13 protein-coding genes are annotated in these 13,057 nt (G+C 51.7%); 5 read left to right on the top strand and 8 right to left on the bottom strand.

What is annotated here, in order from left to right:
• Positions 1–299: 299 nt before the first annotated feature.
• From DCCM_RS06160 to DCCM_RS06125, 8 genes are all read right to left on the bottom strand, one after another.
• On the bottom strand, positions 300–626 hold the full coding sequence (locus DCCM_RS06160) for a type II toxin-antitoxin system RelE/ParE family toxin (protein ID WP_104371559.1): 327 nt from the start codon (positions 624–626) through the stop codon (positions 300–302).
• On the bottom strand, positions 623–904 hold the full coding sequence (locus DCCM_RS06155; protein ID WP_104371558.1) for a type II toxin-antitoxin system Phd/YefM family antitoxin: 282 nt from the start codon (positions 902–904) through the stop codon (positions 623–625). Before DCCM_RS06155 ends, DCCM_RS06160 begins: the two co-directional genes overlap by 4 nt.
• Positions 905–1,052: 148 nt before the next feature.
• Entirely contained in the window at positions 1,053–1,820 is a 768-nt protein-coding gene (locus tag DCCM_RS06150) for an ABC transporter ATP-binding protein (RefSeq protein WP_104371557.1), read from the bottom strand.
• Positions 1,820–2,869, bottom strand: coding sequence for a FecCD family ABC transporter permease (locus tag DCCM_RS06145; protein ID WP_104371606.1), 1,050 nt, complete (start codon positions 2,867–2,869; stop codon positions 1,820–1,822). Before DCCM_RS06145 ends, DCCM_RS06150 begins: the two co-directional genes overlap by 1 nt.
• 7 nt (positions 2,870–2,876) lie before the next feature.
• The gene (locus DCCM_RS06140; protein WP_165792030.1) at positions 2,877–4,049 is read right to left on the bottom strand and encodes an ABC transporter substrate-binding protein; all 1,173 of its coding nucleotides are present in this window, start codon (positions 4,047–4,049) and stop codon (positions 2,877–2,879) included.
• 37 nt (positions 4,050–4,086) lie between these two features.
• Positions 4,087–4,839, bottom strand: a complete 753-nt coding sequence (locus DCCM_RS06135; protein ID WP_104371555.1) for a class I SAM-dependent methyltransferase — start codon at positions 4,837–4,839, stop codon at positions 4,087–4,089.
• Positions 4,840–4,917: 78 nt separating this feature from the next.
• A complete protein-coding gene (locus DCCM_RS06130) occupies positions 4,918–6,576 on the bottom strand; it encodes an ABC transporter ATP-binding protein (RefSeq protein ID WP_104371554.1) in 1,659 nt (552 codons plus the stop codon).
• On the bottom strand, positions 6,573–8,330 hold the full coding sequence (locus DCCM_RS06125) for an ABC transporter ATP-binding protein/permease (protein WP_104371553.1): 1,758 nt from the start codon (positions 8,328–8,330) through the stop codon (positions 6,573–6,575). The genes DCCM_RS06130 and DCCM_RS06125 overlap by 4 nt, the downstream gene beginning before the upstream one ends.
• A gap of 653 nt (positions 8,331–8,983) precedes the next feature.
• Between DCCM_RS06125 and DCCM_RS06120 the strand changes: the two genes are divergently transcribed.
• Genes DCCM_RS06120 through DCCM_RS06100 form a run of 5 tightly spaced genes read left to right on the top strand, consistent with a single transcriptional unit; the run spans position 8,984 to position 13,057 of the window.
• Positions 8,984–9,472 (top strand): flavodoxin family protein, encoded by a 489-nt coding sequence (locus DCCM_RS06120; RefSeq protein WP_104371552.1) that lies wholly within the window; start codon positions 8,984–8,986, stop codon positions 9,470–9,472.
• Positions 9,473–9,508: 36 nt separating this feature from the next.
• Positions 9,509–10,588: a methyltransferase family protein gene (locus DCCM_RS06115; RefSeq protein ID WP_231702676.1), complete on the top strand. Its 1,080-nt coding sequence runs from the start codon at positions 9,509–9,511 to the stop codon at positions 10,586–10,588.
• Between the two features lie 31 nt (positions 10,589–10,619).
• Positions 10,620–11,426 (top strand): metal ABC transporter permease, encoded by an 807-nt coding sequence (locus tag DCCM_RS06110; RefSeq protein ID WP_104371551.1) that lies wholly within the window; start codon positions 10,620–10,622, stop codon positions 11,424–11,426.
• Between the two features lie 21 nt (positions 11,427–11,447).
• Positions 11,448–12,317: a metal ABC transporter substrate-binding protein gene (locus tag DCCM_RS06105; protein ID WP_104371550.1), complete on the top strand. Its 870-nt coding sequence runs from the start codon at positions 11,448–11,450 to the stop codon at positions 12,315–12,317.
• Positions 12,318–12,325: 8 nt separating this feature from the next.
• The gene (locus DCCM_RS06100; RefSeq protein ID WP_104371549.1) at positions 12,326–13,057 is read left to right on the top strand and encodes a metal ABC transporter ATP-binding protein; all 732 of its coding nucleotides are present in this window, start codon (positions 12,326–12,328) and stop codon (positions 13,055–13,057) included.

Here is a 13,057-nt window from a genome sequence, read left to right as displayed (position 1 = left end):
ATAACCGGTGGGAGATGATTACAATATCCGGGATACAAAGAAGCTGAAAAAGCCGCTTTATTTCAAAGCCGGGCGGCAAGAGGCTCTGGTTTACCGAGCCGGTATTTACCGACAGGTATAATGAATACCGGGAGATGCCTGGGGGCAAAAAAATCTTGCTACGGCGGTGCCGCCGACAAGATAAAAATTTTCCAAGCCCTGCATATGCGTCAGGCGTTCCAGGACTTGTTTATTGTTTTAAACCCTAAGCAGTTTTGCTTTTTCCCCAAACAAAGACAGCATTCGTGATATATCTCCAGTTAAATAAACCTGTCAAGCAATATGTCCTCAACATTTCTTCTTCCATCAATTACTGCAAGCACCCATACTTTATTTTCCTCAGTCTTGTAAATAATTCGCCAAGGTGGGCTGATTAATTCCCCGTAGATTAAAATACTGTAATATCTTAATTCCGGAACAATTCTTCCCCGTAGGAACATTTGACTTAAGTGTTCAGCTTTTTGTTTAATGCCAGGATAAACTTTCCCGGCTTGAATTTCACTATCAGCGGCAATGTATTCAATTATTTTTTTAAAATCTTGCTGGGCAGTTTGTGTCCAGAATACCTGATATGTCCTTTTATTCATGGCCTTGTATTGTTATAGTCACGATCCATAGCCGAAAAAAAATCTTCCTGTGATAAGACTTTTCCATTGACTATATCCTGTTCTCCTTGGGCCAGTAGTTTTAATAAACCGAGAGCCTTCTTCATTTTTTCATAGGATTCAGTATCCAGCAAGACCGCCTTGGCCTCTCCGTTTTGTGTAACATAGACAGGTCTGTGGCTCTCGTTCACTTGCGCCAGAATCTCAGCCGCATGGGCTTTAATATAAGAAACAGGCCTAATATCTTCTTTAATATTCATTGCGTTACCACCCCCCGGTACAAATATGGTACTAAATTAAGACCAACCTGCCAATGTAATGCCTTCAGTAAAAGAGGCTTTACATTAAATTCTTTCATGTTGATTGCCATATTTTAAACCCTGTCCCGGCTGGACAGGGTTCTGCCTTCTAACTCACATGCCGGCAGATCGGTACGATGTGAATCGCTCCCGCACTGTTCACGATTTCCACGTCCATTCTGTATACCTCCCGCAGCATAGCCCTGGTCAATACTTCGGACGGAGTGCCGCTTCCGTAAACCCGCCCGCCATCAAGCACGATAATCTTTTCCGCAAACCGGGCGGCCAGTTCCAGCTGATGAAGCGTTATGAGGGTAGTCAGGCCTTCTGTGACCGTAAGCTTTTTTATCAGCTCCATGATCTGGAATTGATAGTTAAGGTCGAGATTGCTGGTGGGTTCATCCATAACCAAAACTTGCGGGTTCCGGATCAAAGCCTGGGCGATAAAAACAAGCTGACGCTGCCCCCCTGACAATTCACCGATATAACGGAAGGCGAAAGACTCGATTCCCAGCCTGTGCAATACGGCATCCACCGCCTGGATGTCTTCGTCGCTGATCCTTTGGCTTAACCGTTCGATGCGGCCAAGCAAAACAATCTCAAATACGGTAAGCAGCGCATGGGAGACCGTGTCCTGGGAAAGGTAACTGACCTGGCTTGACAGTTCGCTTGGGCGGTACTCCCTTAAGGGCTTGCCGCAAATCTTTATCGTGCCGTCTCCCTCTAACAGCCCGCAAACATTTTTTAACAAAGTGGATTTTCCTATCCCGTTTGCGCCGATTATGGCTGTTATCTCCCCCGGTTTTGCCTCAAAGCTTATGTCATTCAATACCATTTGCTCTTTATATCCAAAAGAAAGACCAATGATGTCGATCATTACAGCCACCCTCTTTTGCCCCTGAGTATCAGGGAAAAATAAAACGGTACGCCGATGAGGGCGGTGACTATGCCAATGGGCAGTATCGCCCCGGGTGAAACGACCTTGCTCCCTATGGATGCAAATGAAAGCAGCGCGGCGCCGAAGACTGCCGAAAGAGGCACAAAGAAACGCTGATCCTCACCCACCAGCATCCGTGCCACATGGGGTCCCACAAGGCCGATAAACCCGATGATCCCCACAAACGCCACCGCCGCGCTGGTAAGGATCGACACCAGGATGAACATTTTGACCCGGAGCCGCTCCACATTAATTCCCAGCCCCCGGGCTTTTTCATCCCCCAGCTTTAATGCCGTCAGCCTCCATGAATCCGCCATAATGGCGGGAATCACAACTAAAAGAACGATGTAGATCAGCGTGACCGTGAACCAGTTCGACTTTGTAAGGCTGCCAAAAAGCCAGAATACGATATTCTGCAGCACCTCCGGAGTGGAGATATATTGAAGCAGGGACTGCAAAGCCTGAAACAGGAAGGACAGTCCTATGCCGCTCAGCACCATGGTTGCCGGAGACAGGCCTTTCAGCTTTCCAAGCAGATAGATCACGAAGCTCGTCAGCATGGCAAATAAAAAAGCACAAGTCGGTACCAGATATGGTCCGAAAGCTGTGGTCACCATGCTGCCAAAGACGATGGCAAGCGCCGCCCCGAAGCCCGCCCCGGCTGAAATGCCCAGGGTATAGGGGCTGGCCAGGGGATTGTCCAGGATTGTCTGCATCACTGCGCCGGCAATCCCCAACGCGGCTCCGACTCCCAGCGCCATGAGGGTGGCGGGGAACCGGAAGGTCCACACGATCACCCTGACTGCGGTTTCAACCTCCTCAGGCTTGAACAGCGCCGTAAAAGTTTCCTGAATCGTAAGCCAGCTGGGCCCGATGAGGATATCCGCAATCAGGCCCACAGAACAGATCAGCAGGCCGACAGTAAGCTTTGTCAGGCGTTTTCGGGAGCGCTCCTGATAATCTTTTGCCAGTGTGTTTGTTTTAATCATTTCCATCCTACTGAAGCTGTGTCATCCACACCCCGTAAAGGTCATAGGGCAGGAAGCGGTGGTAATATTCCTCAAGCATCGCCATCGGGTCCAGGTCTTCAAAAAGATCGGGGTGCAGGGTTTTTGCAAGAAAAGCCACCGCCGCCACATCATATAGCTCTCTGCCCAAACCGTGATGAATGGCGAATACCTTTTTGTTTTTCACCGCGTCGAGCTCAGACCAGCCGGGCCTGTCGGTGAACGCTTTTAACAGTTTTTGTGTTTCTTCCGGTTTTGAAAGATATCCCATGCGCAGGGAAGTCGGTTCATTTGGCCAGTAGGAACCCGTTAAGATAATATAATCAGGGTTTTGGGAGATAAGAAATTCAGCTTCAATGGGGCCCGCGTTTTCCACAACGCCGTCGCCGATATTCGCCCCCAGAGCCTTGTTAACCATTCCGCCCCACATGTAATTATTGGCGTAGGTATTGCCGTAGTTTGCCTGATTCATTCCCGTCTCCATGTAAACCGAGGGTCTGTCCCCGTCCGTAAGTTTTGCCAAACGGCCGGTGAGCATTGTTATATTATCCACGTAATAACTGAGGACTTCCTCCGCCCGTTCCTCTTTGCCGAATAATTTGCCCAGGAGGCGCGTGGTTTTCGAATGGTTTTCAATTGTCTCAGCGTGATAGTCGATATATACCAGGGGGATCCCCGCCTCCTCCAGGGCGGCTTCGAGAACTTTTTCAGCCTGTTGCTTCACGCCCAGCGTCAGGATGACAACGTCCGGTTTCAGCGAGATGAGCCTTTCCATATTAAAGTCCTCATACTCGACACTGCCGATTACGGGTATGTCGGCAAGCTCCGGGATGACGGAACTGTAATGTTTAAACATGTCAAACCGGTATTTCTGGAGACCGCCGTCCCATGCGGCGATGTACTTATAAACGTCTTTGCCCAGCAGGGCGGACATCGTCATAAACGCCCCGCCGGAACCGGTCCAGTTGATCGCGGCTTTTTCAACGGGCACCGCCAACTCAACCTGACGTCCCGCCAGGTCCGTGATGGTAACGGTTTCTTTTTCCCGGCCGGCGGGCGGCGCGGAAGCTGTTTTCCCGGATTCAGGCCGTGAGCAGCCCGAAAGTAATATTGTACAGGCCATCACTGCGGCCAGAAGGAACGCTGTCAGTTTTCTTTTCATTTTCATTTCTCCATAAAATTAAAATAACATTGAGTTTTTATTTTTCTCCGCAAACCCGGTACATCGGATTCGTGCGGTAGAGCAGCAGGCGCTTCACATCGTGAACCCGGTCCGCGACATATTCGCTGCTAACGTTTTTATAACCCAGCTTCTCAAGGGTTTTGACGTCCCATTCCGGCCGGGGTTCGTTGTACAGAGGCATATCGACCTTCCAGCCCCGGGCTTTGTCAAACTCTTCATCCTTAAAGGACATGGGCGGGTTGCCGTACAACTCCAGGTATTTAGCGCGGTTTTCCTTTTCGATGGCCTTTACTTTTGGAGTGCGGCGCCTTTCGGACATATCTCCGTCAAAGATCAGGACCCTTCCCCCCGGCTTTAGTATCCTGAGCCAGTCCCGGTATGCGTCCTCCGGACGTACCAGCGTCCATACCACATTGCGGCTTATGACCATATCGAAGCTGTTGTCCTCAAACTCCGTTTGCTGGCTGTCCATAACTTGGAACTTGGCCGTAACGCCGAATTCCGCAACGTTTTCCCGGGCGCACTGGAGCATATCCGGAGACGCGTCGATTCCGGTGAGGTCATGCCCGGCCTTTGCAAGGATCATTGCGAAAAAGCCCGGCCCGGTGCCGACATCCAGTATCTTCAGCCTCCCTTCCCGCGGGGCCATCTCCAGGATCCCGGAGACCCACCGGCTTTCCGCGCCGTCATCCAGCTCCGCCTGTACGATCCCGCTGTAGCCTCGCGCGGATATCCGCCAGCCTTCTTTTACCCGATCGTTTAATTCCATAAAACACCTCCATAAAAAATTTTAAGCAGATCCAAACCGGTTTATCAGGTTTGGATAAAACTATTATTAAATAAATGATTAACCCAGGTGAATGATCCTTGAACAGCCCGTCAGGGTGGAGGAGCGGTGCGAAACGATGAAAAGAGTCTTATCTCCGTATTCGTCCTCCAGGGTCTTCAGCATCTCTTTTTCGTTGAGCACATCAAGATTGCTTGTGGGCTCGTCCATTATCAATATATCCGGATCCCGCAGCATGGCCCGGGCGATGCCGATGCGCTGCCGCTCGCCGCCGGAAAGCCTGCCGCCCATTTCCCCCATTTGGGTAGCATAACCGTCCGGCAAAGTCATGATAAAGTCATGGATTTGCGCCCGTTTTGCCGAGGCCATTACTTCTTGAAGGGTCGCTCCTTCTTTCCCCACGGCAATATTGGCGGCAACCGTGTCGTTAAAAATGAAGGTTTCCTGTTCCAGCATGGATATGCGCTCCCTGAGACAGGCCAGGGATATTTCCTTTAGCGGGATGCCGTTGATGCGGATCTCGCCTGAGGTCGGCTCCCAAAACCGGAGCAGCAGGCGTATGACGGTCGACTTGCCGATGCCGCTTTCCCCGGATATCCCCAGTTTCTCGCCGGCGCTCAGCGTCAGGTTGAATCCATCCAAAACCTTGCCCCGTTCCGTACTGTACCGGAATGTTACGTTATCAAATTCGACACGCTCTATTTTGTGGAACATCACCGGATTTTCCGCCTCGACCACCTCCGGCTGCATGTCCTCCAATACAAAAAGGCGCTCCGCCGCGGCATAGGCTTCCAATAAAGAGGATATTACCGTGGTAAGAGACTGGGTGGATGAAAAGGATGCGGAAACCACAAAGGAAAGCGCGATCACACCCACAGGGTCATGGTCTCCGGTAGCGGCAAGATAGGCGGCGACTGAAATGACAAGGATACGCGCCAGGTATACGAAGAAAGTCGGCGCCGAGGTCACGATCTGCCGGTGCATGGTAAGCAGGCGGCTAACCTTGTTGATCTCCGCCGTCTTATCCTGTACCATATCGATGCGCCTTTGACCGAATCCGAAGATCTGGATATCCTTTAATCCCATTACGCTTTCAATGGTAAGAGACTTGAGCTCTCCCACCCGCTGCCGGTATGCCATCCCGGCGTTTCTTCCCAGCCTGACGGCAGCGATGGGGAAAAGGACACAGATAATTATGTAAATTGGCAGAAGGGCCGGAACAAACAGGGGAGCAATGGCGGCGGCAACGCAGAGCGTTACCGCCGGCAGGAGTATGACTGTGAACAGGGGGCCGATGGTGTGGGCGAAAAACACCTCAATAATCTCTATATCCGAGATGGCCACCGAGAGAATGTCGCCCTTGTGCCTGTCCACGAGGCAGGCCGGCGCAAGTTTGCTCAGGGTTTTGAACATATCCACCCGCATATAAGACAGAAGCTTGTAGGCGGCCGCATGGGAGACATAACCTTCAATATACCTGCAGGCAAAAATCAGTACGGAACAGAAAAGTGTCAGCGCCCCCCATAAAACCAATGAACCGGACCCGGTAAATCCGGCGCCCCGCATGATCATCATTGAGCCAAACCCCAAAAGCCCGATATGCCCCAGGTTTCCGAGAATGCTGGCAAGGGTTGAAACGGTAAGCAATCCCTTGACAGGGGCCGCCATGGCCAAAAGCCTGCCCGTGGTCTGCATTAAACCGTATTTTCTCTTTTTCATACCGCCACCTCGCCGTTGACGCCACGGGCCTCTAAAACCGCCTGCTCGGATACCAGATTTGTATAAATTCCGTTTTGCTCCATGAGCTTTTCGTGGGAGCCGCGCTCCGCGACTTTCCCGCCGGAAAGGACATAGATCCTGTCCGCCCGGCGTATTGTGGAAAGCCTGTGGGATATTACAACCAGCGTCCGCATCCTGGAAAGCTCCCCGATGCACGCCCATATTTCTCGTTCGCTCTCAAAATCAACGCTCGAGGTCGCCTCATCAAAAATGATATATTGGGCATTGCCGAGAAGGACACGGGCTATTCCTATTTTTTGCCGCTGTCCGCCGGAAAGCTTTGCTCCCGCATCGCCCACGTCGGTTTTCAGCCCGTCGGGCAGGCCTGTCACCCAGTCCTTAAGACGCGCCAACTCCAGAGCTTTGTGCATTTCCTCAATGGTTGCGTCAGGCTTGGCAACCAGCAGGTTGTCTTCGATGGTACCTGAAAAAATACTGACAAACTGGGGCACCATGATAATCTTCTTACGCAGCTCACCGGGCTCATAACAGGCATAGTCGGTCCCCTCGAAGCGGATCTCTCCGGACTGCGGATCGAAAAACCGCATTAAAATCCCCGACACGGTGGTTTTTCCGCTTCCTGATTGGCCAACCAGGGCAGTGGTCTTACCGCGTTCAATGTCGATGGAAACGTTGTTTAAAACACCGTCCCGGTCTTCATAGGAGTATTCCACGTTCTCAAGGCGTATTCCGACAAATCCGTCGGATTCTTCCTTCTGTACAAAGGGTTTGGAAGGCCTGCCCGTATCAATGTCAAATATCCGGGAAAGGTTCTGTGACGCCGCGACGCCGGCCAGTGCCTGGTGCGAGGAATGCATCAGGATACGTATCGAGCCGAAAAAGCCGTAGCCCAGCATCAGTGTCAAAAGGGCGGAAGCCAGGGATATTTCCCCTTTTGAAAGCTGCGCCGTGACCATCAATACGGTGATAAACACCGAAGAGTAAATAACCAGATCGGAAAAGAGAAACGCCTTGAAGTTCAGCCTCATAATGCCCATAATTTTCCGGCAGAAGTCGCCGGTTTTTGTCTCCAGGATCCCGGCCCGCTCCCTGTCCCTCCCGAACAGCATGATCGTCGTCAGCCCGTAAAGGCTCTCAAGATAATATCCGGTCAAATTGAGGAAACTCACCCAGTAGCTGTCCTTTAGCTTTCGCACCACGGAGCGGAAAAAGTTGTTGGCCGGCAGAAGTATCAAAGACACAATCAGCAGAAAAAGGGCGGCGGTAAATGAGGCCTCCTTCAGCTTCCAGAATAGATAGAAGGGCGAAATGGCACAGTAGATCAACCCCGGCAAATATTTGCTGTAATAGATCTGCATGGCTTCAATGCCGTCAACAGCCGCAGCCACGGCGTGGGTCGTGCCCATTTTTTCAATGTTACCGACGTCCAGGAGAAGTATTTTTGAAAAAATCCGCTCCCGCAATACAATGCGCGACTTTGCGGTACATCTGTATTCGACGTCGCCGATCAGGACTTCGCTGATGAGTATGATCACCGCTGAAACAAAGGCGGTACGCACCGATTCCCGGAAATCAACGGAGCCGGGATCGAAAAGCCCTCCTAGAAATCCGGATATGCTCTGGGCGAACATGGCGATACCCGCAAGGGTCAGCAGCTTCAGCAGGGCGATCAGCGCGATATAGCCCCGGAAGCCTTTGGACATTTTAAGTAAAGTCTTGTTGATTAAAAGCATTCGAAATAAGTTCTCCTCTTAGAAAGCAAAAAAGAAAAAGCATACGATAACGTATGCCTTCGTAGCATGTAAAGTCGTTTCCCCGACAAATCCGTTGAAACCGGCGTACCGGAAAAAGAATCCTTTCCCGGCGAATATCTCCAACCTTCGTGGTTTTATGATATATTGCCGTCTTTTGTTTCAGTAAAAGGATTATAGCATAAGCCCTGCTTTTCTTTCAACCGCTTTTTCAGACAACTTTATCGGCACAAAAGCCCTGTACGCTTTTATATGCGCATTTCCATCTCATTCAAGCCAAAGGTATAAAAATTGACACCGGGTGGAGATGATGCTATAGTTATGGTGAAGTATGTCCATAAGAAATGGGTATTGCGGATACGAAGTCTGCATGAACCTTATACCTCGCCGGTAAAAAAATAAAATAATTATTAATATTTAATATTTATAATTTTGTCATGAAGGCTAAAATGCAGTTGCTGTCGCAGCTGCGTCTTAGCCTTTTTGCATTCCCCACAAGGAAGACATGCGCATGAATCTATCAGGCATTTTAAAAGAATGGAAAAGCTGTTCACGGCAGGCGTGAACCCGCCGGGATCTGTGGAAACCGGCGGAATAAACGAAAAAAACTGGGGAAAGGAGTCATTGGAAAAACAATGAAAATTTCAATCCTGTATTTCAGTCAGACGGGCAATACGCGGAAAATGGCGGAGGTGGTTAAATCAGGCCTGGAAACAGTGCCTGGTGTGGAAGTGGGGATATTTTCCCTGGACGCTGTTGACGATGAATTCCTGAACGAAAGCAAGGCCGTAGTTTTCGGCACCCCGACCTATTTTGCCAATACTTGCTGGCAGTTAAAAAAATGGTTTGATCAATCCCATGAGTATAACCTGGGAGGCAAGCTGGGAGCGGTTTTTGCCACGGCCAACGGTTTGCAGGGAGGCGCCCACACAGCCCTTTCCACCGTTATCGACCATCTTGTCACCAAAGGAATGCTGGTCTATTCCAGCGGCACCGGCTGCGGGCGCCCGTACATTCATTTGGGGGCTGTGGCGATACAGGGACATTATGAACAGGGTGAAAGCCTGTGTTATATTTTTGGGCAGCGCATAGCCCAAAAAGCAGTTGAATTATTTGGCGCATAACAATAAATAAATTTACCACAAGGACGGTAAAAATCATTGGACAGCTGCTTAAAAAGCGAGCCCGGCACAAGTGCAAAACCGTTAATGGAAATACTGCATGATTGTGCGGACGGTTATAAAAAGTTTACCGCTCTTAAAGCCGCCCTGGAGATGCGTGTTTTTGAACAGCTAACCGTCCCCAGGACCCCGGAGGAACTGGCGGAAACACTGGGCACAGACCCCGGATTGACCGAAAACCTGTGCCGGATTCTGGTATCGCTGGGCTTAATCGTCAGGGAGAAGGGCTGTTATAAAAACTCGGACCTCAGCAGCACTTATTTAACAGCCGGCTCTCCCCTGCACCAGCGCGAAGTCATATTAAACCTGGCCAACGGTTTAAAACTGTGGGAACAGTTACCCGGCATACTCCAAAGCGGACCCATTGTCGCCAGTGAAGAACAGTATTTCGCCAACAACTTGATTCATTCACTGGCCCGGGAAGCGCTGTGCGGAGAACTGCAAAGGACGGTCGGCCTGGTAACCCGGTGCGTGGAGTTTGAAAAAGCAAGAAAGCTGCTTGATCTGGGCGGAGGGCACGGATTGTACGCCATCGCCTTCGCCGCGGCCAACCCCAATATCCGGGCCTATGTTTATGACTTCCCGGACGTTGCCCAAGATACCCGCCAATACATCAAAGAATTCCGGGCTAACCGGGTGGAAGTGCTCCAGGGCAATTTTTTCCAAGATGACCTGGCTGAAGGCTATGACGTGGTGTTCTTTGCCTCCAATCCCGGGGGCAAGAACAGACACCTGGTGCCGAAGATATATTCTTGCATGAATGAAGGCGGTCTTTTCATAAACAAACACTGCTTCTACAGCCCGGAGGAATATTCAAAAAGCGCGCTGCTGGACATGGAATGGAGCCTGACCGGGTTTGCCGGCGCGGCCAAAGAGAACCGCGTGTACTCCTTTGCCGGAGACTTGTTTTTTGAAGACTACCTGGCGTTATTGCAGGAGTATTTCAACATTATAGAAATCCACCAGGCTCCGGATTTTGCCGGTTACCCATTGTCGAAAATCGGCGATACCCTGGACTCAAAGATTATTATCGGCACCAAAAAAACGGGAGCTGAGTAAACTGGATTTTTCCATCCTGCAATATGAATTCATGCAAAACGCCATTCTGGCCGGCTGTCTTGGCGGCGCGGCCTGTTCTCTCATCGGTGTGCTGGTGGTAACCATGAATCTCTCCTTCATCGGAGTGGCCATTGCCCACGCGGCTTTTGCCGGCGCCCTGCTGGGAACTCTGCTGGGCTTCAGCCCTGAAGCGGGAGCTTTCCTCTTCAGCCTGGCGGCGGTGGCCGTTATCGGCCCCCTGGCCGACCGGGGAGAGTTAAATACCGATACTCCCATAGGCATCGTATTCTCTCTGACCATGGGACTGGCTTTCCTGTTCATGGGCGTTATCCCGGGTCCCAAAACAGAGGCCCTGGAACTGTTATGGGGCAGCATACTTACAGTTACCCGGGCTGATTTGTACCTGCTGTTCATTGTGGCTTTCATTATTGTGCTGCTCATAATATTGTTTTTCAAAGAAATCCAGGCGGTTATTTTTCACCGGGAACTGGCGCTGGCCATAGGGCTGCCGGCCAACCTGATCTTTTACGCCCTGCTTATTTTAACCGGTTCGGCCATTACGGTCTCCCTAGGCAGCATCGGCGGCCTGCTGGTGTTCAACCTGATTCTCAACCCCGCCGCGGCGGCCTACCAGTTAACGTACAGCTTGCGCAAAATGTTCATTCTGGCGGCGGTATTTGGTGTTATTTCAACCTGGCTGGGCCTCATGTCCTCCTACCTGTTTCATTTCCCCAGCGGCGCCGCCATTGTCCTGGTCTCCACGCTGATATTCGTCGCCGCCACCGTTTTTTCACCCAAGCGCAAGGTAAAAAAGTGGTCCGTTAATAATAGTCTCTGAAGAAAATTGGAGGTGCTACTGATGAGAAAAAGAAATTTAATATTGTTTTCCTTGCTGGTTGTCGTCATTGCCTCCCTGTTATCGGCCGGCTGCGGCAGCAACAGCGGCGCCGGCCACCAGCAGGACGCCCAACAGGCCGAACCGCTGCGGGTGGTGACCACCACCTCTTTATTGGCTGAAATTGTAAACTCCGTGGCCGGAGACCAGGCGGAAGTAATCAACATAATCCCCCCCGCCATGTGCCCGGGACACTTTGACGTAAAACCGGAGGATATGAAGGTACTGGCCGACGCCGACCTTTTCATGCTGCACAACTATCAGGGCGAAAAATTCAGCGACGGCATGATCCAATCAGCCGGCAACGCCAATTTAAACAAATTGGTTTACGATATTGAAGGGAACTGGATGGCGCCGCCGGTACGCATGGAAGCCATCGACAAAATCACCGCGGATTTGGTGGCGGCCAGGCCGGAAAGCAAAGCGGCGTTTACGGAAGCCGCCGGCAAACTGAAAGAAGAAACGCAGCGAGTGGGAGACCAGCAGAAAAAACGTCTTGACGACGCCGGTGTAAGCCGGGTTAACGTGCTGGTAAACGATATGCAGGCGGGGTTTATCAAATGGGCCGGGTTTAATGTGGCCGGGATCTTCGGCCGGGCCGAAGATATGTCCCCGAAGGACATAGAGGATTTAATCAAACTGGGACAGTCTAATAATGTAACTCTGGTCCTCGACAACCTGCAAAGCGGCAAGGAAGCGGGCATCGGCATCGCCAGGGAAATCGGCGCCGCCCAGCTTACCCTGAACAACTTCCCGGGCGGGATTCCGGATACCGCCACCTGGGCCCAAGCCATTGCCAAAAACGTGGATATGCTCCTGGAAACGCTGCCTTAGGAGCGCCGATGTCTGAGACAATTATCTCCCTGCAAAACGCGGTGGTGTCTTACCGGGAGGACGTGGCCCTGCAGGGAGTCACCCTGGAGATCAAAAGGGGCGAGCTGGTGGGCATCATGGGGCCCAACGGCGCCGGCAAAACAACTATTCTCACCCTGGTAAACGGACTGGGCAAGCTGCTGCAGGGCAATGTACGGGTTTTGAATTATGACACGGGCGGCGGCTTCCCGGCCGCGCTGCGCAAAAGAATCGGCTATGTGCCCCAGGTGCACAACATCGACCCCAGGATGCCGGTTAACGTTAAAGAAGTGGTCATGATGGGACGCTACGGCCAGTTGGGCATGCTGCGCCGCCCCGGCGACCCGGACCGGCGGTTAGTGGAAAAAATGTTGCGGCTGGTGGGGATGACTCATCTGGCCGAACGTCCCATCGGGCACCTTTCGGGGGGCGAACAGCAGCGGGTGGCCATCGCCCGGGCACTGGCCCAGGAACCGGAAATCCTGCTGCTGGACGAACCTACCACCGGGCTGGACCGCCGGGCCAGAACGGAGATTATGCACATGGTGCATGAAATACACCGGGACCGCGGGCTAACCACATTAATGGTCACCCACGAGCACAAAACCGCCGCCGCCTTGTGCAACAGGGTCGTTTTAATGAAGGAAGGACGGGTCTGGACGCACGGCAAACCACGTGAAGTATTGCGGGAAACAGTTCTGAACGGCCTGTATGATTTGTAA

The organism is Desulfocucumis palustris (assembly GCF_002933875.1).
GTDB lineage: Bacteria > Bacillota > Desulfotomaculia > Desulfotomaculales > Desulfocucumaceae > Desulfocucumis > Desulfocucumis palustris.
This window is presented reverse-complemented; position numbering and strand designations above follow the sequence as displayed.